This is a genomic window from Frigoribacterium sp. RIT-PI-h (assembly GCF_001297205.1).
Taxonomy (GTDB): Bacteria; Actinomycetota; Actinomycetes; order Actinomycetales; family Microbacteriaceae; genus Frigoribacterium.
In genome coordinates, this window is sequence record NZ_LHOZ01000047.1 from 22,460 (window position 1) to 42,010 (window position 19,551).

The 19,551-nt window shown below is 60.6% G+C and carries 28 protein-coding genes; 23 read left to right on the forward strand and 5 right to left on the reverse strand.

The annotated features are described in order from the left end of the window. The first annotated feature begins 23 nt into the window (after nt 1-23). From AEQ27_RS04080 to AEQ27_RS04115, 9 genes are all read left to right on the forward strand, one after another. The gene (locus AEQ27_RS04080) at nt 24-530 is read left to right on the forward strand and encodes a hypothetical protein (protein ID WP_152970145.1); all 507 of its coding nucleotides are present in this window, start codon (nt 24-26) and stop codon (nt 528-530) included. A 15-nt stretch (nt 531-545) separates the two neighbouring features. Further along, complete coding sequence (locus tag AEQ27_RS04085; RefSeq protein WP_054145509.1) at nt 546-1,463, forward strand: hypothetical protein; 918 nt, start codon at nt 546-548, stop codon at nt 1,461-1,463. 157 nt (nt 1,464-1,620) lie between these two features. Beyond that, entirely contained in the window at nt 1,621-2,097 is a 477-nt protein-coding gene (locus AEQ27_RS04090; RefSeq protein ID WP_054145510.1) for a hypothetical protein, read from the forward strand. Beyond that, nucleotides 2,091-2,504 (forward strand): DUF6093 family protein, encoded by a 414-nt coding sequence (locus tag AEQ27_RS04095; protein ID WP_054145511.1) that lies wholly within the window; start codon nt 2,091-2,093, stop codon nt 2,502-2,504. Before AEQ27_RS04090 ends, AEQ27_RS04095 begins: the two co-directional genes overlap by 7 nt. An 8-nt stretch (nt 2,505-2,512) precedes the next feature. Continuing rightward, the gene (locus AEQ27_RS17040; protein ID WP_152970146.1) at nt 2,513-2,923 is read left to right on the forward strand and encodes a hypothetical protein; all 411 of its coding nucleotides are present in this window, start codon (nt 2,513-2,515) and stop codon (nt 2,921-2,923) included. A gap of 53 nt (nt 2,924-2,976) precedes the next feature. Next, a complete protein-coding gene (locus tag AEQ27_RS04100; protein WP_152970147.1) occupies nt 2,977-3,321 on the forward strand; it encodes a hypothetical protein in 345 nt (114 codons plus the stop codon). 124 nt (nt 3,322-3,445) lie between these two features. After that, nucleotides 3,446-3,952 (forward strand): hypothetical protein, encoded by a 507-nt coding sequence (locus tag AEQ27_RS17045; protein ID WP_152970148.1) that lies wholly within the window; start codon nt 3,446-3,448, stop codon nt 3,950-3,952. Nucleotides 3,953-3,970: 18 nt separating this feature from the next. Continuing rightward, nucleotides 3,971-4,504, forward strand: coding sequence for a hypothetical protein (locus AEQ27_RS04110; RefSeq protein WP_054145514.1), 534 nt, complete (start codon nt 3,971-3,973; stop codon nt 4,502-4,504). Between the two features lie 83 nt (nt 4,505-4,587). Next, a complete protein-coding gene (locus AEQ27_RS04115) occupies nt 4,588-4,887 on the forward strand; it encodes a hypothetical protein (RefSeq protein ID WP_152970149.1) in 300 nt (99 codons plus the stop codon). On the opposite strand, the gene AEQ27_RS17050 is transcribed toward AEQ27_RS04115, so the two are convergent. Next, a complete protein-coding gene (locus tag AEQ27_RS17050; protein ID WP_152970150.1) occupies nt 4,884-5,063 on the reverse strand; it encodes a hypothetical protein in 180 nt (59 codons plus the stop codon). The two genes, AEQ27_RS04115 and AEQ27_RS17050, sit on opposite strands and share 4 nt — an antisense overlap. Before the next feature lie 36 nt (nt 5,064-5,099). On the opposite strand from AEQ27_RS17050, the gene AEQ27_RS04120 reads away from it, so the two are divergent. From AEQ27_RS04120 to AEQ27_RS04155, 9 genes are all read left to right on the forward strand, one after another. Further along, entirely contained in the window at nt 5,100-7,772 is a 2,673-nt protein-coding gene (locus AEQ27_RS04120) for a phage tail tape measure protein (RefSeq protein WP_082383231.1), read from the forward strand. Beyond that, entirely contained in the window at nt 7,772-8,761 is a 990-nt protein-coding gene (locus AEQ27_RS04125; protein WP_152970151.1) for a hypothetical protein, read from the forward strand. The genes AEQ27_RS04120 and AEQ27_RS04125 overlap by 1 nt, the downstream gene beginning before the upstream one ends. Then, nucleotides 8,758-9,879, forward strand: coding sequence for a hypothetical protein (locus AEQ27_RS17055; RefSeq protein WP_152970152.1), 1,122 nt, complete (start codon nt 8,758-8,760; stop codon nt 9,877-9,879). Before AEQ27_RS04125 ends, AEQ27_RS17055 begins: the two co-directional genes overlap by 4 nt. Beyond that, nucleotides 9,876-10,751, forward strand: a complete 876-nt coding sequence (locus AEQ27_RS17060) for a hypothetical protein (protein WP_152970153.1) — start codon at nt 9,876-9,878, stop codon at nt 10,749-10,751. The genes AEQ27_RS17055 and AEQ27_RS17060 overlap by 4 nt, the downstream gene beginning before the upstream one ends. A gap of 62 nt (nt 10,752-10,813) precedes the next feature. Next, nucleotides 10,814-11,359, forward strand: a complete 546-nt coding sequence (locus AEQ27_RS17065) for a hypothetical protein (protein ID WP_152970154.1) — start codon at nt 10,814-10,816, stop codon at nt 11,357-11,359. A 178-nt stretch (nt 11,360-11,537) separates the two neighbouring features. Further along, nucleotides 11,538-12,122, forward strand: coding sequence for a hypothetical protein (locus AEQ27_RS04140; RefSeq protein ID WP_152970155.1), 585 nt, complete (start codon nt 11,538-11,540; stop codon nt 12,120-12,122). 26 nt (nt 12,123-12,148) lie between these two features. Further along, the gene (locus AEQ27_RS04145; RefSeq protein WP_152970156.1) at nt 12,149-12,646 is read left to right on the forward strand and encodes a hypothetical protein; all 498 of its coding nucleotides are present in this window, start codon (nt 12,149-12,151) and stop codon (nt 12,644-12,646) included. A gap of 62 nt (nt 12,647-12,708) precedes the next feature. Continuing rightward, nucleotides 12,709-13,065, forward strand: a complete 357-nt coding sequence (locus AEQ27_RS04150; RefSeq protein WP_161805487.1) for a hypothetical protein — start codon at nt 12,709-12,711, stop codon at nt 13,063-13,065. A 2-nt stretch (nt 13,066-13,067) separates the two neighbouring features. Beyond that, nucleotides 13,068-13,262 (forward strand): hypothetical protein, encoded by a 195-nt coding sequence (locus AEQ27_RS04155; RefSeq protein ID WP_054145523.1) that lies wholly within the window; start codon nt 13,068-13,070, stop codon nt 13,260-13,262. Between the two features lie 68 nt (nt 13,263-13,330). Here AEQ27_RS04155 and AEQ27_RS04160 read toward each other — a convergent pair whose 3' ends face one another. Then, nucleotides 13,331-13,591 (reverse strand): helix-turn-helix domain-containing protein, encoded by a 261-nt coding sequence (locus AEQ27_RS04160; protein WP_161805490.1) that lies wholly within the window; start codon nt 13,589-13,591, stop codon nt 13,331-13,333. Between the two features lie 11 nt (nt 13,592-13,602). Next, nucleotides 13,603-13,779, reverse strand: coding sequence for an AlpA family transcriptional regulator (locus AEQ27_RS16410; protein WP_082383232.1), 177 nt, complete (start codon nt 13,777-13,779; stop codon nt 13,603-13,605). Nucleotides 13,780-13,918: 139 nt separating this feature from the next. Between AEQ27_RS16410 and AEQ27_RS04165 the strand changes: the two genes are divergently transcribed. From AEQ27_RS04165 to AEQ27_RS04175, 3 genes are all read left to right on the forward strand, one after another. Further along, entirely contained in the window at nt 13,919-14,119 is a 201-nt protein-coding gene (locus tag AEQ27_RS04165) for a hypothetical protein (protein WP_054145525.1), read from the forward strand. After that, entirely contained in the window at nt 14,116-15,300 is a 1,185-nt protein-coding gene (locus tag AEQ27_RS04170; RefSeq protein WP_054145526.1) for a hypothetical protein, read from the forward strand. The genes AEQ27_RS04165 and AEQ27_RS04170 overlap by 4 nt, the downstream gene beginning before the upstream one ends. Nucleotides 15,301-15,408: 108 nt before the next feature. After that, nucleotides 15,409-16,818: an SGNH/GDSL hydrolase family protein gene (locus AEQ27_RS04175; RefSeq protein ID WP_082383233.1), complete on the forward strand. Its 1,410-nt coding sequence runs from the start codon at nt 15,409-15,411 to the stop codon at nt 16,816-16,818. A gap of 42 nt (nt 16,819-16,860) precedes the next feature. Here the strand turns inward: AEQ27_RS04175 and AEQ27_RS16415 are convergent, their stop codons facing one another. After that, entirely contained in the window at nt 16,861-17,772 is a 912-nt protein-coding gene (locus AEQ27_RS16415; RefSeq protein ID WP_082383234.1) for an SGNH/GDSL hydrolase family protein, read from the reverse strand. Nucleotides 17,773-17,790: 18 nt separating this feature from the next. Continuing rightward, the gene (locus tag AEQ27_RS17070) at nt 17,791-18,066 is read right to left on the reverse strand and encodes a hypothetical protein (RefSeq protein ID WP_152970158.1); all 276 of its coding nucleotides are present in this window, start codon (nt 18,064-18,066) and stop codon (nt 17,791-17,793) included. Between the two features lie 383 nt (nt 18,067-18,449). Here AEQ27_RS17070 and AEQ27_RS04180 point away from each other — a divergent pair, with 383 nt between their 5' ends. Continuing rightward, the gene (locus AEQ27_RS04180) at nt 18,450-18,755 is read left to right on the forward strand and encodes a hypothetical protein (protein ID WP_054145528.1); all 306 of its coding nucleotides are present in this window, start codon (nt 18,450-18,452) and stop codon (nt 18,753-18,755) included. Next, entirely contained in the window at nt 18,752-19,093 is a 342-nt protein-coding gene (locus AEQ27_RS17075; protein ID WP_152970159.1) for a hypothetical protein, read from the forward strand. The genes AEQ27_RS04180 and AEQ27_RS17075 overlap by 4 nt, the downstream gene beginning before the upstream one ends. Nucleotides 19,094-19,551 lie beyond the last annotated feature (458 nt).

A 19,551-nucleotide genomic window follows, 5' to 3' on the forward strand; every position in this document is an offset into this window, starting at 1 on the left:
ACGGCACGGAAACGGGGTAACCGATGAGTGATGCAACGACGACTGATGCCGCACCTGCTGGAAATGCAGCGGCTGAGGGCGACACGAAGCAGACAGAGACGCAGACAGTTTCTCAAGCTGATGTTGACCGGATTGTCAAGGAACGTGTGGCGCGTGAACGTGCTAAGTACTCGGACTACGACGAGCTGAAAGCTAAGGCTGAGGGTTCGAAGACGCTCGAGGAGCGTCTTGCGGCCATGGAAACCGAGCTGACGACGACTAAGACGCAGGCGCTGAAGACGAGCATCGCGGCGAAGTTCGGGATCAGCACGGAGCCTGGCCCTAAGGGTGAACCATCTGACGCTGACCTGTTTCTCACCGGTTCCGACGCCGACTCTCTCACTGCGCAGGCTCAACGGCTTGCGGGGCGGGATGCAGACCGGAAGAAGCAAGGCAATGTCGCGCCCAAAGAGGGTTCGACCAAAAGCGAAGGTACTGACGAGGGCGAACACCGCAGTTTTGCGCGTGAGCTTTTCGGCGGCACCGACTAGACGAAAGGTTCTCTCATGGCAATCCTTGCCACTAGCAACATCACGCTCCCGAAGACCATTGCGGCGGGCATGTTCGCAAAGGCCACGACCGGTTCGGCTGTTGCCGCTCTGTCGGGTTCTGAGCCGCAGCAGTTCGGTGAAGTTACCCACATGACCCTCACGGGTCGCCCCCGCGCTGAACTCGTTGGTGAGGGTGCCCAGAAGGGTTCCACGAACACCACGTTCGGCACGAAGGTTGTGACTCCTCACAAGTTCCAGGTCACGCAGCGCTTCAACCAGGAAGTGAAGTGGGCTGACGAGGACTACCAGCTCGGCATCCTGCAGACGCTCTCTGAGGAGGGTTCGCTTGCTCTTGCTCGCGCACTGGACCTTGGTGTCTTCCACGGCATCAACCCGCTGACCGGTACGGCTGCTGCGTCCATTGTGGCAGGCGACCGCATTGGCACCACCACGAACAAGGTGGAGCTGACCACGGCCACACTGAACACGCCTGACCTGGTGATCGAGCAGGCTGCTGGCCTGGTCATCGCTGACGGCTACCTGCCCAACGGCATCGCTTTCGACCCGCGCTACGCGTGGAACGTTGCAACCGCCCGGTACGTCGATGGCCGCAAGAAGTACCCCGAGCTGGGCTTCGGTTCCAATATCAGCTCGTTCGAGGGCCTGCAGGCGTTCAGCTCGAGCACGGTTTCGGGTCTCCCCGAGGCCACCGCTGACAGCGGCATCAAGGCCATCGTCGGGCAGTGGGATCTCCTCCGCTGGGGTGTCCAGCGCAGCATTCCGGTCGAGGTCATCGAACACGGTGACCCTGACGGCCAGGGCGACCTGAAGCGTCAGAACCAGATCGCGCTGCGACTCGAGGTCGTCTACGGCTGGGGCGTCATGGACCTCGACGGTTTCGCGACCATCGAGGACAAGGTGGCGAACGTCTGATGAGCCGATTCCGCAACCTTGAGACGGATGTTGTTGTGTCCGTCGATGACAGCAAGGATGACCGGTTCGTGAGTGGGTGGGAGCCGGCTGACGGTCCTGCTAAGCGCGCTCCGGGGCGTCCGAAGAAGTCTGACGACTAGTTAGGGAGGGGGCGGTCATGTCTGTGACTCCCAACATGATTGCGGTTGCTCTTGGGCAGGCCGCCCCCGAACCTGATTCGATCCAGGATCAGCAGTGGTCTTTGTGGATTGATGACGCGTACATGCTGATTGATACTCGTCGGTATGGGCTTGATCCGGCGATTGAGATTGATCAGGCGAAGCTTGATTATGTGGTGCGTGAGGCTGTTGTGGCTCATGTGAAGAAGCCGGATGATGCCACTCAGGTGACAGTTTCGGTGGATGATGCGTCTACCTCGAGGTCGTACCGCTCCGGTAAGGGGCGTGTGACGATCCTTGATGAGTGGTGGACGCTGCTGGGTCTGACTGATCCGGGTGGCGCTTTCGCGCTCGACATGGTCGGATTCGCGAACCTGCACTTGCCTTGGTGTTCGTCGATGTTCGGTGCGCTGTATTGCTCGTGCGGGGTGGACATTGCTGGCCGTCCGATCTTTGAGGGTGGCCAGGAATGGTGAGCCTTGATGCGGATGTTCAGGCGCAGTTGCCGTTCCTTCGGGGGCAGGCTGAGGGGCGCATGACTGACCGGTGTGACATCGGTTGGGAGCGCCCTGGTGACATTCTGAACGAGGAAACGGGCGAGTATGAGTCAGCGTTTGAGGTCGTCTATTCGGGGCCGTGTCGTTGGCGTACTGGGGCTACTGCTGCTGGCGAGATTGATGCTGCTGGTCAGTTGCTGACCGAGCAGGACGAGACGCTTAGCTTGCCGATTGCGACGTCGACTCAGGTGCGTAAAGACATGGTGGTCCGCATGACCGCCTCGCTCACCGACCCTGCTTTGGCTGGCATCAAGGCCCGCATCAAAGGGCCGTCCGTCGGTAGTTACATGACTGCACGCCGGTTCAGTGTCGAAGTGACCACCTAGGAGGCGTCATGCCTGATGGATTTAGTGTGGACTTCTCGGCTCTCGACAAGCTTGCTGCCGACTTGGGCAAGGTGCCAAAGGATGCGGGCGAGAACGTTCGCAAGGCCACTGAAGTGTCTGCCCGAAAAGTGAAAGACCAATGGAAATCCAAGCTTGTTGGCGCTCGTAGCTTGGGTCAGGCCAACCGTGCGATTAGTTATGACCTCAAGGGCGGTCGCGCTATTCGCGGCTCACAGATTGAGGCTGAGATTGGTGCTGACCTTGGTGGCCAGGGGTCGCTGGTCGGCATTGTTGAGTACGGGTCGCCAACCTTGTCGCCTCGAGGCTATGGCTTAAAAGCACTTGAGGACACGTCTGAGGACTTCCAGCGGGGCCTTGAAAAAGCAATTGCGGATGCAGAGCGGAAGGCTGGTCTATGAGTCTCCGTAAGACTGCCGCTACGATCTCTGCGCGCCTCCAAGAGGACGCAATCTTGAACGGGTCGACCTATCAGGGCATCGTGGCGAATCGTCCGAACCGGTATTTGTCGTTCTTCTTGTCCGGTGGCCGGCGCGATCAGGCGCGCCTGACGGGGGCATCGTCATTGATCGACTATTCAATGGTGACTCATTCGGTGGGCACGACTGCTGAGCAGGCGCAACTCGTCGAGGAACGCGCTCAGGCGAAGCTGATTGATTGGACACCCACTATCGACGGCATGAACTGCCGCCGAATGCAGCATGCGGGGTCTCAGGCCATCGAGATCGACTCCGATCCGAACCCGCCACTGTTCTACATCACGTCGAGCTACAGCTTGACGATGGAGCTGGTCGGCTAACTACTTCACACGAAAGGGGCACCCAAGCGGGTGCCCCTTTTTCTGTGCCCAAAACCCTGCCGCTGCGCCCGCTTCTGGCAGTAGTCGCCCCGCCGTTGCGGGGTTCATCGATAGGAGAATCCCTATGGCCATCGAGCCAACCCCGGCATCCACTCAGTCTGATGGAAACTGGCGAATCACTAACGTTCCGGCTGGGTCTAACGCCAAGTCGATTGCCATCCTGAACGGCGCTACTGCTAAGCCGATTACCTACGGCCTGACTGCTGATGGTTTCAGCTCGACGGTTACTCAGGCGACGGTTGAAGACAAGCGTCTGACCCTGGTTCAGGATCTGTCTCGACCTGGCAAGGTTTCTGAGACTGCTGAGTTGAAGGCTGTGGCTTCGGTCACGACTGACTCTGCTGATCAGGTTCTCCTGGCGCTTTCGGTTTCGCAGGCTGAGTCGCAGTTTGTTGTTCGTCGTGGCGTCAGCAACTCCGCAGTTCACGCCACCGGTCAGATCGCCGACATCATCACGGCTGTTGTGGGCGTCCGTCGCCCGGATGCGCCGGCTGAGAACGGCGTGGACACCGCGACCTACACGCTGTTCCTCACGAAGCCCACTGAGCGTCAGGCCGTCCTGGTCGCTTAGTCCTAAACCCCTGCCGGGGTGCCCACCGTCACCCCGGCAGGTCTCATCTTCACGGTGGATGGAACGGTGGATGTGATGGGTTTCTCAGATGACTTGAAAGCAGCCAAGACGGCTGCGGTGCCTCACGTTGACGTGATCGTGCCTGTACATAAGACCGAGTATGTGCTTCGGTTCCGCAAAGCAGATTCGCTGGTCTGGGTCGAGGCGGTTGACCGCTCCCCTGCACGCCAGCCAATCGAGAACTACCCATATGACAGCCTCTACGGCTACAACCTGCGGAACGTGACGCGTCTTGTCGCACCGAAGACGGGCGTACTTCTGATCGATGGCAAAGAGGTGCCACTTCGGGTGGATGCCCCTAACCCCGATGAGCCGGACGCTGAGCTTGTGAATGAGTGGGCTGAACTGTTCGAGACGATCAGTGGCCGGGCAGAGTCGAAGATCGGCGATGCTATTTACGCTCTGAACGAGTACGAGTCGCAGGCGGCTCTTGCTCGGACGCTGGCGGCCCTAAAAAAAGCCCAGACCGGCTCGAGAAAGAAGTCGGCCTAGCAATCAAGATGGGCGTAGCGCCTCGGAGGTTGCAGGGCTGGGAGCCGCGCACATTCACCGAGTACGAGTACGACGAGGCTGGAATGCTGGTCAGCACCGCTACGACTGCTGAGCCTGAGTTTGATGCAAACCAGTTGGCGTTGCTTCTGGCCCATGAGGAAGTCCTTTCGGACCGTGGGCCTCATGGCCTGCCGCTCTCCGAAACCACGGACCCGCGTGCCGATCCGGCGATTCGCGGCGGGTGGCGTTACGAGGCGAACAAGTCGCCTCGGTTTGACTACGCGGCTCAGGCCATCGCCCACGCTCAAGATGCCTACTACAAGGCTTACCCCGACGAGCCGCGGGGCGGTCACGGTTGGTATGCGCGCCGCGTTGATGCCTAGTTCTTGACGAGCAGGAAACCGATGGGGCCAATGGCTGCTGGTCGGCTCACGGTCACGGGCACCCAGCCCTGGCTGACGTAGGTCGAGTTCAGCTCTGCACTGGCATAGGCGTCTACGTCACCACTACGGATCTGCTTCCCGTCGCTGGGGAGTGAGACGTATTTGTACTCAGCCATTTGGCGATTCTCGCATAACTACAGAGGTGGTGCCAGATGGCGACCAGAAATACGAAAGTTTCTTTGGTTGCGGAGGTGTCGGGCTACATCTCCGGCATGGAGGCTGCGGCGAAGAAGACTCGTGAGCTTGGTTCTGAGTCCGAGAAGCTTGCCCAAAAGCGGGATGCGATCAACCTTCTTGGCGGCGGCCTGCTTGCCCTTGGCGCTGTCGGTGTCGCAGCCGTGGGCCTTGCGGTGGCTAAGTTCAGCGAGTTCGACGAGGCAATCTCGAATGTGAAGGCTTCGACGCAGGAGTCTGCCGGCAACATGGCGCTTCTGCGGGATGCTGCTCTCGAGTTTGGGGCCTCGTCGGTCTTTACGGCGACTGAGGCTGCCAACGCGATTGAGGAACTGGGCAAGGCTGGCATTTCGACGTCGGACATTCTGGGTGGCGCTCTCGAGGGGTCGCTTAACCTGGCTTCCGCTGGAGGGCTGGGCATCGCACGGTCTGCCGAAATCGCGGCTACGACTCTGCAGCAGTTCGGCCTGGCCGGCAACCAGGCTGGGCGGGTCGCTGACACGCTCGCGGCTGGTGCTGGCAAGGCGCTTGGTTCGGTTGATGACCTCGCTGAAGGTCTCAAGTTTGTCGGCCCAGTTGCGTCGTCAATGGGTGTGTCTCTTGAGGAAACCACTGGCGTTCTGGCCCTGTTCGCCAAGGCGGGCATCGTCGGCAGCGAGGGTGGCACTGCTCTGCGAGGGATGCTTTCCTCTCTGACATCGCCTTCCAAGGCTGCTCAGAAGGAAATCGAAAAGCTCGGCATCACCCTCTATGACACTGACGGCAAATTCCTTGGTCTTCAGAACGCTGCTGGCCAGTTGTCTGGCGCTTACTCGGGGCTGAACGATCAAGCTCGGGATGCGTCGCTCGGCATCCTGTTCGGCAATGAGCAGATCACCGCTGCTCGAGTGCTCTACGAAAAAGGTGCTGGCGGCGTTGCGGAGATGACTGCCGCAGTCACGGACAATGGTTATGCCGCTCAGGTCGCCCGAGACAAGCTCGACAACCTCCGGGGCGACGTTGAGAAGCTCGGTGGCGCATTCGACACCGCCCTCATTCGTTCCGGATCTGGTGCCAACGACGCGCTCCGCACTCTGACGCAGTCCGCCACTTTCCTCGTGGAATCCGTGGGTAACGCGCCGCAGTCGCTGCTCAACGTCGGCCTTGCAGTCGGCGTGGTCGGTACGGCTGTTGCTCTGGCTGGCGGAGCCGCACTACTGGGCATCCCCAAGATCGTCGCTTTCAAGGACGCCCTGGTCCTGCTCGGCGTTAGCGGCAAGGGAGCGGCCCTGGGTATCGGTCTTGTAGGCGGTGCTGTTGCTGGGGCAACCCTGGCGATCAGCTTCTTTGTGGCAAAGCAAGCAGATATTGCCGCCACTACTACCGAGCTTGCGGACACTTTGGACGATGCAACAGGTGCGTTCACGGACTACACCAAAGCTGCGATCATCAAAAAGCTTGCAGACACGGGCGCTTTCGCTGCGGCGAAAGAGGCGGGTGTTTCGCAGAAGGAATTGACCAAGGCTGTCATTGAGGGCGGCGACGCACTTGATGACGTCAAGGCAAAGCTCGACGACACCAACACGCTTGGCTCGTTCTTCACGGGCCAGGGAATCGCGGCGGGCAATGCGAAAGATTCCATTACTGATCTTCGAACTGCTCTCGACGACAGCAAAGCCGCGTTTGACGACACCAAAGCTGCTAGCGATTCTGCGGCTGAGGGCACCGAGAATGTGGCCGAGGGCATGTCGAACCTTGCCGGCCAAGCTTCTGCCAGCGCCGACGAGGTCGATGCACTCAAGGCCGCGATTGAAGGCTTTGGCTCGGCGCAGCTTGATGTGAACTCTGCTACTCGCTCATTTGAAGCCGCAGTGGATGACCTGTCGGCTGCTGTCACCGAAAATGGGGCAACCCTTGATGTGGGCACCGAGAAGGGGCGCGCTAACCAGGCCGCGCTTGACCAGATTGCTACCTCAACGCTGGCCTTGGCTAGCGCCACATACACGCAGACTGGCTCGCAAGAGGCGGCAAGTGCGGTAATCGAGGTCGGTCGTCAGAAGCTGATTGAGGCGCAGGGTCAGCTCGGCGTCACAGGGCAAGCCGCTCAGGCGTACGCGGACAAGCTGGGTCTTATCCCCGGCAATATCCAAACGGCTGCTCAACTGACTGGTGTTGCCGCTGCTGAAGCGCAACTGAATCAGTTGGCCCGCGACCGTGCCGTCTCTCTGAATATTCGCGTCAACGAGCAAATCAGTGCAGCCAACCGCGCTGGTGGCGCTACCTCGACTGTCGGCGGTGTTCCGTTCGCTGACGGTGGTGCGGTGTTTGGGTCGGGGCCTATCGGCGTCGACTCGGTGCCTGCAGTTCTGGCTCCTGGCGAGCACGTTCTTACTGTCGAAGATGTCGCTCGTCTTGGTGGCCAGCCTGGGGTCTACGCCCTCAGGAACCGTCTCAAGGGGCAGGGTGTGCAGGCCTTCGCGAATGGTGGAGCCGTCCAGTACGCGCCCTCGATTGCGCCGCAGGCTATGTCGTTCGGCGATCTCAACCCGTCGTTCTCGGTGACGCTCCAGTCGAAGGGCGGTATTGACCTGACGAAGTACATCGATGTGTCGATTGCGCGTGCGGATCAGCAGGGCCAGTTGTCGAACCGTATGGGAAGGCAGGTCCGCTGATGGCTTATGCACCTGAGTTGACTGCGTATCCGGCTGCTGCTGGTTCTGGCCCGAGTGTTGAGGTGTTTTTCGGTTCGCTGCCGGCTGGTACGGCGTCGTTGACGTTGTTCCGGTCGGCGGGTGGGCGGCAGTTCACGGTTCGTGGTGGTGTTCGGGCTTCGACGGCTGGGCAGTTCACGCGTCGTGATGGTGAGGTGCCGTTTGGTGCGACTGCTACGTATCGGGCTGAGGCGTTCAATGCTTCGGGTGTGAGCCTGGGGTTTACGGATTCGGCTTCGATCACGGTGGCTGAGTTGGGGACGTGGGTGCATAACCCGTTGGACCCGGCTGGCGCTGTGCAGGTGATGTTTCGTGAGTCTGCGGCGCGTGACCTGTCGAGGCCGACTGAGGGTGATGTGTTCTACCCGCAGGGCCGCCGTGTGGGGGTTGTCGTTTCGGGGCAGCGTCGTGGGTTGTCGGGTGTGAAACTCGATGTGATCGTGGATGACATTGAGTCTGCGGACCGGTTGCAGGCGATGCTCGGGGACTACAACTCGGACACGGTCCCTGTCCTCTGCTTCCGGATTGGTGCTGAGGATCGGGTGCGTCTCCCCCGCCCACTGTTCGCTGCGGTGCTGGATGCGCGTGAGCAGGATCTGACGTACGTGTTGGGTGGTTCGCAGATTGTCACGGAGATGGAAGGTGATGAGGTTGCTCCCCCGGCACCTGGTCTGTTCATTTCGTTGCTGACTCGTGCGGACGTGAACGCGTTCTATGCGTCTCGTGCGGACGTGGATGCGTACAACTTGACGCGGCTGGATGTGGCCCGGAATTACGGGATTGCGGATGGTTCGTCTCCTGCGTTGGGGACGGTTGAGTCGCCAGCTGGTTCGGGGTTGTACACGTTGGGTTCAGCTCAGCAGGCACCGGAGGATGGCATGTTCCTGACTACTGGGTTCACTGAGTCTCCTGCTGGTTCTGGTTTGTACGCGATGGGGGGTGCGCTGTGAGGGCTGGTTCTGATGCCCTGAAGGGCGTCCTCAAGGGTGGCGGTTTTGGTACCCGGCTGGTGGTGGATTCGTTCTATGGGGCGACCCGTACGGCTGCCGGTTTGGGTGCTGATGGTTGGGATCTGAAGTGGGATTCTGAGGCAAAGATCAAGTCGGGTGGCACGGTCACGATCGTGGATGCGTCGGATGATGGTTCGACGTTGGTCCCGCGGTCGTTCACTGACAAGCTTGCTGTGGCAGGGCAAGAGGTGAACGTTGCTCTTGAGGTGTTCACGGATGGTGGTTTTTCGGAGCGCATCCAGTTGGGGCATTACCGGGTGACTGCTGTTCCGTCGTCGTCTGAGACTGTTGTGGATCTGCGGGGTGCACCGGTTGTGGTGTCGTCGCGGGTGTCGTTGACGCTTGAGGACAGGCTGATTGGTGTGGAACGGAAGGGTTTCCGTTCGGAGCAGAACCCGCCTGCCGGGGCGACGTGTTGGGGTGAGTTGCAGCGCCTTTCGGGGTTGCAGGTTGTTCGGAGCGTGGCGGATAAGCCGGTTCCTTCGGGGACGGTGTATCAGGCTCAGCAGGGCGGTGTGCTGAAGGCGTGCGAGGAGATCGCGGACGCTTTGGGTGGGGTGCCGTACATCACGCCGGATGGTGCGCTGTCGGTGCTGCCTGATGCTCGAGGCTCGGTTGTTGCTGAGCTGGTGTTGGGTGATGAGGGCACCATTCTGGATCTGACGGACACGATGGAGTCCGAGGGCATCTACAACGTCGTCGTCGGCAACTTCGAGGACGCAGACCGCAACCCGATCTATGCGGTTGCGCAGGTGACTACTGGCCCGTTTGCTGTGTCGTCGCCTTACGGGGAGTACACCCGCTACTACGCGTCGGACTTCGTGAAGACGAAAGCGGCGGCTGATTCTGCGGTGAAGGCGGTCCTGTCGCAGGCGCAGAAGGGGCAGTCGTACCGGGTGCCTGTGCAGTGCATTGTGAATCCTCTGATTGAGGATGGCGACATGGTTTCGGTGGAGCGCCGTATTGGTGATCCGTTGGTGGGTCGTGTGGTGTCGCATTCGTTGGGTTCGTCGAACTTGATGAATTTGGAGCTTGATGTGGTGAGGGAGCTGGTATGACTCTCGCGGCCCGGATCACTGAGCAGTTGGCGAATGTTCCTGTTGTGGGGATGAAGATGGGGACGTTGGTTGCCCGGTCGGGTTCGCAGGTTTTGGTGAATCTGGGTGAGACGACGGCTTTGCTTCCGGTGTCTGCTCAGCAGTTGCCGCCTGCTGGTCATCCTGTGGTTGTTCAGACGTTGGATGGTCGGGTGACGGTGACGGGGCCGGCGCGTTCGTTGCCTGGCCGTGGGGTAATCACGGCTTTGGGTTCGCCTCGAGTGAGCGTGTTGGCGTGGGATGTGACGTACACGCTGCCGGTTGCTGGTTCGTACACGCCGTCGCTGAATGACCAGGTGTCGATCACGTGGGATTTGGATGGCGGGCTTGTAACGGGTTCCATTTCGGCCCCAACTAATGTGACGCCGCCGGATCAGAACACGGGCGGTCCGGCTCAGGAGTTCCATCCGCCGCCGTTCACTGCGGTTGATACGGGGTCGTTCCAGTCGGGTCGGTGGACTAAAGCTGATGTGTGGGCGTCCGATTCGCTGGTCGGGGCATGGTTCTACGGCACCGGGGTTGCGGATTCGATTCCTGACACGGCTGCGATTGTTGCTGCGGCGATCTATTTGCCTGCGACTCGTACGGGTGGGGCGTCACCGAACTTGCAGTTGCACACGTCGCCCACGAAGCCGTCAGGTTCGGTGGCGTTCGTGGGTGCGACGTATCAGCCGCCTGGCCGTACTGGTTGGCAGCCGTTGCCTCTTTCGTTCATCGACTATCTGAAGGCGAACGGTGGCGGGATCGGCCTGAATCACGGCGGCTACAACGTGTACGCGAGCCGTGGTCAGGATGGTCTGACGGGCGCTCTCGACATTACCTGGCGTAACTAGCCACCTACTTTTTCTCGACCGGCCTATGTGCCGGTTTTTTCGTGCGCCCGGAAGGACACATCATGGCGGCAGACGGCACCAGTGGCAGCAAGAACCAACCCCAATTTTTGGACGGTGGGGCACCTGACCTCGCCACCGACAGCAACCTCGTCTCGGACTATGCCGCCAAGGTCGGCAACCGGCGTGTAGGGACCACAGCGGAACGTAACGCAGCGACCGGTAAGGACGTGTGGGAAGGCCTCGAGTGGCACGACACGACCACGAACAAGGTGTACAGCCGTATCGGTGGGTCGTGGACTTTGCCGACGACTTACCTGAACGGTTCCAGTTATGCCGCTGCTGGTGGTGTCGCTGTCCCCTCCAATGCGGTCATTCAGAGGTATGAGTTCTACACGGAGCTTGGCCTGAATGCGTCGGGTGTGGGTTCGTTCAACTTCGCGACCCCGTTCCCGAACCGTTGCGGCGGGATCTTCATGCAGACCATTGGTGGCGCACAGAACAACCCCGTCGTCAACGGCGGGCAGTTGTCCGCGTCGGGTGTGTCCATCTTCGTCAACGGCGGTGCGAACGCATCCGTGAAGGTCAGCGTTCAGACGTGGGGGTGGTGACTGTGGCTACCGAGCCTGAGTTCATCACTGCCGACCAGGTTGGCCCACCCCCGGATCTTGACGGTCAGCCGCAAACGGATGGAGGCCCACTGTGAGTCTCGATTCTGCTGCCGCTCTTGCCCGTGCCCGCTCCGTTGTGGGGTTCACGGTTCGGCCTCAGGGCCGGTGCCTGGCGAACGTGTACCAGTGGTTCGGTTCGCCCGCATCTACTGGTCCTGGTGCTGGCCGTTTCGCGACCGCACTTGACGCATGGAATTACGCCGCAGACAAACGGCACGGCGACCTGTACCCGCCTGCAGGTGTGCCCGTCTATTTCGGTGTCAGCCCGAACCGGACGGACGCGAACAAGCGTGCCGGCGATGTGGGCATGTCGATCGGTGGCGGCTTGGGGATCTTCACTGATTCCTCTGGCGCACGGGTTGGCGTCATGACGCTCGCGGCTCGAGCTGTGCAGACGCAGCGGCCTTACCTCGGATGGTGCGGCGACTTCGTGGGCCACCCCGTCACAGCAGCAACCACCATCACCCCCGCCGCTACTACTGCGGTCGAGTTCCGGGCGGTCACTGCCCAACGAAAGGACGAACCCATGTTCCACCTTAAAGGCAGCAGCAAACGCGGCGAAGCACTTGTCGGCCCGGGGCACTATCACTCGTTGACCCCTGAAGAGTCCAAGCAGATCACCCTGTTGGCGTCGGGCGTGATTGACGCCACGGCGAATGACCGCCTGTATGACCTGATCAAGGCGATGTGTTCTAAGCCGTAACTCTCTACCAACCCTGGGGAGGGTTCATGAACAAGCTGAAACGGGCGCTTGCCCGGGTTGGGCGTGCCTCTATTTGGGCACCGGGGGCGATCCCTCCTGATGAGATCAAGTATGCGGGGCCACTCAAACGGGTGGCCCTTCCTGTTTTCGACCTGCTGCTGATCGTGGGTGGCATCTACGCAGTCCAGTCGGGTATCCCTGCGCTGGACACGTTGCTCCCGGATGCGGCGTCTAACGCCCTAGGAATCATCTTCGTAGTGTGCGCCGTGGTGTGCCTGTTCGGGGCTGCGTTCCCCCGCCTGTGGCCTGTGGAGATGGGCGGGAAGATCATGCTCGTCTCCATCCTCGGCATGTACTTCGTGGCGTTGCGGACGGTGGGCGGCGGTACGTCGACGCGCCTGTTCGTGAGTGCTGCTGTCGTGTGGGGCCTGGTTCTGCCGGTTCTTCGGCTCTGGTATTTGGGCGTCGAGTACGCGGGTAGGCACAACAAACCGCGACGGCGGGGAACGAAAGGTACCAAGTGATCCCGGAATGGTTGCAGCTCCTAGGTAGTGGTGGTCTAGGCGCTCTGGCCCTGGGTGTTCTGGTGTTCGTCGCCACCCGCAAAAAGGACGTCGCCACCGACAACAAGGATCGCTTCCAGACGTCGCTGGACATTGCCGAGTTGGTCCGCTCGGAAGTCCAGAAAGCCACCCAGCCACTTATGGAGCGCATCCAGAAGCTTGAGACCGGTGTTCTCACTTCCCGGACCATCCTTTACGCGCACTTCCAGCGCCTGTCGTGGTGGGACGAGCGTGGCCGTCACGGTGCGCTCCCCCTTCCCGAAGACAAAGACTTCGAGGCGCTTGGCATCGACCCGCAAATGTTCGAGTCGACGGTTGAGCGTGCTGTTGCCACTGAGGCCGTGAGCAAGTTGCGGCAAGACGAAACCACTAAGGAGTAACTATGTTCGCCAAGATCCAGTCCGTCGCCAAGTTCCTTGTTGCCCTGATCGGCACGCTGATCACTGCGGGTACGACGTTCATCCCTGAGGAGTACGGCCCGTGGCTTGGGTTCGCTGCTGCGATCCTCACGGCTGTAGCTACCTACGTGGTGCCGAACACGCATGTCGAGCCAACGCGCGAACACCTGGCTGAGTAATAAAGTGCCGCCTGGTTCCGCATTCCGGAACCAGGCGGTGGCCTGCCACGGGCTTAGAAGTCGCGCGTTTACAAGCACTCCGAACGCTGCATCACTTGCATGGGCGTTACGCCTAATGCCTCAGCGAGTGCGGCCATGTGCACCACGCGGATGTCCAGCTCGCCGTTGAGAATGCGGTTGATCGTGGCCGTGGAGATGTTCGTCCGTTCATGCAGCACACGAACGGGCAGCTTAGCCTCGGCCTTAAAGCCACGTAATGCTGTGGCTACCCGATCATTGGGGCCAGCCTTCCGGAGAGTGCAGAGCGGGTCGATGGTCGCCTTGCTCAAGTCGAGACTCATCACTGCCCCTCGAATGCGGCGTTGATGTAGTCGATTACGTCCTGCTCACGGAACATGATTCGGCCTCCCATTTTGGCCGACCGCGGCCCGGTATTGACGCTGCGCATGTAGCGGACCTGTGCCGGCGTTCTGCGCAGCATCTCGGCCACTTCTTCGAGGGTAAGGAGCTTGGTCATTTTGTGCCTTCCGAGTCAAGAGCGCTGAGTCTGCGTCTATTGGTGTCGAAAACGAGCATAACCCACACCTGGCGGCACAGCAACCAGATCTGATGAATTCGTATCCAAATTTGCTCGTCCAAATCGAAAGAGGCCCCTTATGCTGACTGCAACCATCGACCTGACGAAGACGCCCATCGAGCTGACCGTTGTGTCGGATAAGCGTGCCGTGTCTGTGCAGGTGACTGCGGTTGGCGAGACGGCGACTGCTACGGGCCGGTTCGGTGTGAAGCTGACCGACCCCGACCGCACGTGGACGCTGAAGACGGATGACGGCAAGACGGCGGTGTATACCGCATGAGCCGTGTGACGGTGGCGGTGGCAGGTGAGACTGCCACCGTCGACTACACGGTGGATGCGCTACCCGTGCTGCCTGAGGTGGCCTGGTTGACGCTGAACCCGGTCAGTGGGCAGCACATTGGTGTTGCGCTGAAGAAGCTGGCATCGGAAGCGCGCGTCGTTCTCCCCGCCGGCGAGTACCCCATCGTCGACAACGCGGACGTGAATAACTACTCGGTGTACGCACCCAAGTCTCTTGGATTGCGGGGGGCTGGGATCGACAAGACGGTCATCCGCACAAAGCCGAACAGCTTCACCTACAAGGTGTCGCGACCCAAAGACGCGGGCGCTGGTTTGCTGCGTTACGGCCCGAATGGTGGCAGCGGCGGCAAGGTGCGCACCCTGTCCGATCTGGCCTTCGTTGGTGCGCCTCAAGCTGGCCCTGATGGTCTGCCCATGTTCTCGAGCGGCCTGGTCAACTACATGGGCCGTGGTGAAGTCTGGCAGCGGATACGAGTCCGGGGAATTGCGTACGGCGGCGGCAACTCGCCGAACACGGGCGAGACGTTCATGGTCAACGACTACCGGACCATCGACTCGACCTATCTTGACTGCGACTTCGACGGTCGCGACGAGGCAGGCTCGATGATCAGCGCATCCCCCATCGGGTTCAACGGGTCTGTGCGTCCGACAATCAAACGGTCGTACATCCACCACTCGCTGTACTCGGGTCTGACGTTCTCCATCGCAGGGTCGGTCGCCACACCCACCATCGACCCCACGACTGAGGACGTGCGGATCGAGATGAACGCCAACCACCCCGGCGTCGGGTCGGGTGGCAGGTTCTCGGGCATCAACCATGAGTGGGTGCGCGGACAAATCACACACATTCGCCCCAGCATCCAACTCGACCAAGCAAGCCTGTGGGACTCCAACCACATCAGTCACGGCTGTGACCAACTGCCCGACAACCCTGTCCCCATGTTCATCGACAACCCGACCTGGTTCGCATCCCCCACATGGGCTAACGGTGCGTTCACGGTGAAACTGTGGGGCAACCAATCGACCCTGCCTATTGTCCGGAACGCTGACGGGTCGCTTAAGCGGGCTGTCGTTGTCGCGGGTCAGTCACCTGCCCGCCGGCTCATCGACCCGCTGACCGAGTTCGCCGTGTCAGTCGGAACCGGATACGTCGCCCCCTAACCCGCTCTATTCACTCAACGCAATAGAGCCGTATCAACTCCACTAGATCCGTCTGTTCTGCCGTCCCACATCGGGGCGGCTTTTCTGTTTAACCGAAAGGTCGTCCCCATGGGTGTCCCCCGCCTCGTATCCGCCGACGTCGACAGCGGCAAGCTTCCCGACGTCGTACTCGACTACCTCAGCAACAACCTTGACATCGCAGGCGGAGACAACGGATCAGCGACCGCGCAACCAATGACCGCGGCCCTCACTCGGGCACTTGCATCTACCGCCACCAATGACGACTCCGCCCCGGGTACGTTCCGCATCATTGGCCTGGGGTCGTCGGTTGGTGTCGGTGCAACCCTGCCCGATCCGTCCACTCAAGCCCCCGTGAACCGTCTTGCCGCAAGACTCAAACCAGTCCTCATCCCTCTGAGCAACAAGCCGGTCGCTGTCACCAATCAGTCCGTCAACGGCACAGCCATCCTCACGGGCTACGAAACCCACTACCCTGCAGGCAAAACGGCTGCGGGCGGAAACCCCAACCTGGTCGTCATCGCCTACGGAATGAACGACGGCATGCCCGGTGCCTATCACACCGGCCAGACATACCCCAGCGTCTACACGTTTGGTCGCAAACTGGTCGAGCAGGCACAGAGCGACGGTGCCGACGTCGTCATCTTCACGACCCCGCACCCCAACACGAACTTCATGACCGACTCCATGTGGGTCACCCCCGGAACGAGTAGCTACCCGTCGAACCCTCCGATCCCTGCTGACAACAAGGCAGGCAGCACTGTCCAGTACGTGAACGCGGACGGCACCAGCGTTCCTGCTTCGTATCGGCACGTCAGGGTGAATGAGTCGCTGCGCCGGCTCGCAGCAGACACGGGCGCGATCCTTCTCGACGCCGAAAAGTATTGGTTCAAAGCGGTCGCAAAGTACGGCCTGGGTGCCCTCTTTGACACCAACGAGTACGCACACCCGAACCTGCTCGGACATCAGCAGTCCTATTGGCTGGCCATCGACGAGTTCGTAAACTCCCTGAACACCGCTTCACTCGCTGCTGCTCCGAAGCCTGTGCCCTACTCCCCGCTTGTCACGTACCGGGTTGACGCGACCACTCGAACGTCAAGCACCACGCTTGCCGCTGACAGTCAGCTCGGCGTCGACGTCGGGGCAAATCAGGTTTGGGAAGTTGAGATCGGGGCTTACTACACGGGCACGACCGGCGACCTTCGCATCGGCCTGGCACTCCCCTCTGGGGCATCGGGAAGACTTGGGGTTACAGGTTTCGCTACCAACGCCACCGGGGTCGAGAGCGGCCCGTCTACCCACCGATCCGTTGCCCTTCCCGACACCTACGGGCTGCCCGTTGGCGGAAATGACGCTGACGCCTTCGCCCTTGCTCGAGGCATTGTCCGAGTTGGTTCGACAAGCGGATCGATCAAGCCACAGTGGTCTCAGGACACTTCTAGTTCGAGTGCCACGACCATCTACCGGGATAGCTACTTCAAGGCCACCCGCATCGCATGAAACAAGCCGCCACCCCAACCGGGGTGGCGGCTTGTTCGGCGTTTAGAAGGACTCTACGAACTGGTCGATGGCTGCCCAGTAGGAGCTTTGATGACCTCGCAGGTTGGGGTGCACGGTTTCTGCTGGGTTGAATAGATTGCTTTCGCCGGCCGCCTGCACAGCTAGAGACCAGGACGGCACCACGTCTAACAGTTGAACACCGGACTCATCTGCGGTCTTCGCCAAAGCGTCATTCCACTCTGCATGGCGGGCACTAAAGGGCACGCCATTCACATCCACCGTGGGATTCACCGGGGTCAGTTCGCCACTGCTTGGATAAGCCACATCGAACCCCGAGGGCAGACCAAAGTCGGTTCGTTCCACATTAGGGCTTGGAGTCGTCGCCAAGAGAACCGTCGTCCCCGCCGCACGGGCAGCTTCGGAGATCGACTTGATTGCAGCGATGCCCCCAGGCAGGGTTTCTCCGCTGTTGAAGTTGGCCGCCATGCCATCGTTCATCCCGTAGGTCAGGAGAAGAACCGTGGGGTTGTTCGGCTTGATTTGATCTCGGTAGATCTGCTCACCCTCCACAGCGACGCTTCCATTCACGGACAGGTTGTGCACTTCCGCGCCGCCAGGGGTCAGCGCGCCAAGCTTGCTCGCCAAATAGGCAGATGGAGATTGTGTACCGGGATCGGGGAGAGTAGCGCCAACCCCCACAGACGAGCCGAGTGCGTAGACAGTTACCGTTCCGCCTGCCGCAATAGTCGACTTGAGCTTGTCAAGGTTGTCAGGTGCGGGCAGGTCGGTTGAGCCGAAGGTTGGTATTGGGCCAGGCTGGGCATTGGCGGCAGGGCCGGACGCGGCGACCTTGTTTGCGGCCAGGTAGACGAGCAGCAGAACGGCCACGGCGAACAACGCAAGGCATGCGTACTGGATCGTGCGTGTGCTGCTTGTCGTGTGATTCCTGCTCATGTCCGCGATCCTAGGTGGCTATCTGGCGTTTGCCCACCAAGTGAGGCATTCGAGCGGTCCCACATCCCAGTGGTCGACCCCGCCGCGTGTGGTGGTCCATCGGCGGGTGTGGTCGTACCAGACGTCACCCTGGTAGAGGGCTGACCCGTCGCGGCGGATCGTGTAGCTGACCGGGTTGGGGAGCATGGCTAGTGCACCAAGCCAGTAGTTGCCGTGACGAAATCGTTCGGTGACGTTCGTGCCGGCCGCCTCATCCTGTGCCTGCTTCGGACGCTTGTCAGGTTGCACAGCCATCCCGCCAACCTAGACGAGCAACCACGATCATCGAACATTCCTCCGAATGTCAGCCGTCTGAGTCATACTCACTCTCCACACCCGACAGTGGAAGGATCAGAATGCACACCGCAACCGCCTACCAAGCGGCATCCGAAACCGGCATGAGAGCAATGCGTTTGGGGATCATGCTCAGCGACTACACCGACCCAGACATGGGGCAACTCATAGTTGAGTGCCACCGTGTCGGCGTCAGAATCGAGGCTGTACTCGGTTAGCAGCACCACCCAGATATGACTAGCCGCACACCACATGTGGAGGTATGGTGGAAACAGAAAAGCCGGGGCAGACCAACATCTGCACCCGGCTTACCCCATCACCTGATGCAACAGAGAGGGGCTGCTGTGCAGTCTACCGAGGACAAAGACGCCGCGCGAGTCACAGACAAGGGCAGGGTTATCGGGCCGAAAGAGGCCCTCGCAATTGACAGCGCCCCCTTCAATGGTTTGGGCAAGCACTACTACCAGTTGTGGCTGCGTGGCTCCGACTCAATCGACGGTCTCGAAGTTGCCCTAGCTGCTGAGAGCGACCGGGCCGACCGGGCAGAAGCCAAGCTGCGGGAAGTCACCGAGTATGTCTACAAATACTTGGACGACCCCGACGAGACGGTGGAGCAAATGATGCGTGACCACCTTGAGGCCACCGCATGACCGCCCCCACGCCTGACATCAGGGAAATATCGTCCCGAGCCGCACGGGTCACGAGTGCCGATTGGGGAATTGTGCCCTTGCAAGAGATCGTTCAATTGGCAGCAGATGATGTTCCTGCTCTGATAGCTTCCCTCGCCGCTGTGACCGCTGAACGTGACGACGCGCGACGCGAGGTCGAGCACCAGAAGTGGATCAAGGCGCAGAACACGGCCGCACTAGTCGAGCAGCTTGACCAGGCCCGCCAGATGCTCGCGGACGCACCACACGACGCCAATGCTTGCGCGACCTGGTGGGGGCCGCAGTCTGCTGTATGCACCTGTTGGAAGGCGGGGCTGTGAGCGACTGGCATCAACTCCCCGCCGGCTGGCTGATCCGAATCGGTAACCCAGAGTGGCGGTGCTTTTCTGAGCGCTACCAGGGGCAGCGCGGAATACCTGTTCGCTTCTTCTACCTATGTGGCAAGCGAGTCACATTCACCAAACGAGAGTCCAGACTGTGAGCGAGGAAAAGGCAGACCACATGACCGCTCGAGCAACAATTGGTGCGACCTGCGACCTATGCGGTGCCGTCATTGAGATTGACAGCATTTGGGACACAGCCGAAATTCGGCGTCACTTTGCCAATCAGCACAAGGTCACCGCAGTCCCACCTCAAAGCTAAAAAGCAGTAAGCCCGCCCCCGGAACTGGGGGCGGGCTTCACTTTTGTGGGCTTCGGCTTCACTTGCGGCTTCACCTATACCCTTACTTCCGTGCACCCCCTCGGATTCGAACCGAGAACCCACTGATTAAGAGTCA

Coding starts and splice junctions, on each gene's coding strand:
- AEQ27_RS04120 (WP_082383231.1), top strand. CDS start 5,100: ATGGCGACCAGAAATACGAAAGTTTCTTTGGTTGCGGAGGTGTCGGGC.
- AEQ27_RS17045 (WP_152970148.1), top strand. CDS start 3,446: ATGGCCATCGAGCCAACCCCGGCATCCACTCAGTCTGATGGAAACTGG.
- AEQ27_RS17050 (WP_152970150.1), bottom strand. CDS start 5,063: ATGGCTGAGTACAAATACGTCTCACTCCCCAGCGACGGGAAGCAGATC.
- AEQ27_RS04175 (WP_082383233.1), top strand. CDS start 15,409: ATGGGTGTCCCCCGCCTCGTATCCGCCGACGTCGACAGCGGCAAGCTT.
- AEQ27_RS17075 (WP_152970159.1), top strand. CDS start 18,752: ATGACCGCCCCCACGCCTGACATCAGGGAAATATCGTCCCGAGCCGCA.
- AEQ27_RS04080 (WP_152970145.1), top strand. CDS start 24: ATGAGTGATGCAACGACGACTGATGCCGCACCTGCTGGAAATGCAGCG.
- AEQ27_RS17070 (WP_152970158.1), bottom strand. CDS start 18,066: ATGGCTGTGCAACCTGACAAGCGTCCGAAGCAGGCACAGGATGAGGCG.
- AEQ27_RS17065 (WP_152970154.1), top strand. CDS start 10,814: ATGGCGGCAGACGGCACCAGTGGCAGCAAGAACCAACCCCAATTTTTG.
- AEQ27_RS17040 (WP_152970146.1), top strand. CDS start 2,513: ATGCCTGATGGATTTAGTGTGGACTTCTCGGCTCTCGACAAGCTTGCT.
- AEQ27_RS04125 (WP_152970151.1), top strand. CDS start 7,772: ATGGCTTATGCACCTGAGTTGACTGCGTATCCGGCTGCTGCTGGTTCT.
- AEQ27_RS04115 (WP_152970149.1), top strand. CDS start 4,588: ATGCTGGTCAGCACCGCTACGACTGCTGAGCCTGAGTTTGATGCAAAC.
- AEQ27_RS16415 (WP_082383234.1), bottom strand. CDS start 17,772: ATGAGCAGGAATCACACGACAAGCAGCACACGCACGATCCAGTACGCA.
- AEQ27_RS04085 (WP_054145509.1), top strand. CDS start 546: ATGGCAATCCTTGCCACTAGCAACATCACGCTCCCGAAGACCATTGCG.
- AEQ27_RS04170 (WP_054145526.1), top strand. CDS start 14,116: ATGAGCCGTGTGACGGTGGCGGTGGCAGGTGAGACTGCCACCGTCGAC.
- AEQ27_RS04095 (WP_054145511.1), top strand. CDS start 2,091: ATGGTGAGCCTTGATGCGGATGTTCAGGCGCAGTTGCCGTTCCTTCGG.
- AEQ27_RS16410 (WP_082383232.1), bottom strand. CDS start 13,779: ATGACCAAGCTCCTTACCCTCGAAGAAGTGGCCGAGATGCTGCGCAGA.
- AEQ27_RS04090 (WP_054145510.1), top strand. CDS start 1,621: ATGTCTGTGACTCCCAACATGATTGCGGTTGCTCTTGGGCAGGCCGCC.
- AEQ27_RS17060 (WP_152970153.1), top strand. CDS start 9,876: ATGACTCTCGCGGCCCGGATCACTGAGCAGTTGGCGAATGTTCCTGTT.
- AEQ27_RS04145 (WP_152970156.1), top strand. CDS start 12,149: ATGAACAAGCTGAAACGGGCGCTTGCCCGGGTTGGGCGTGCCTCTATT.
- AEQ27_RS04155 (WP_054145523.1), top strand. CDS start 13,068: ATGTTCGCCAAGATCCAGTCCGTCGCCAAGTTCCTTGTTGCCCTGATC.
- AEQ27_RS04165 (WP_054145525.1), top strand. CDS start 13,919: ATGCTGACTGCAACCATCGACCTGACGAAGACGCCCATCGAGCTGACC.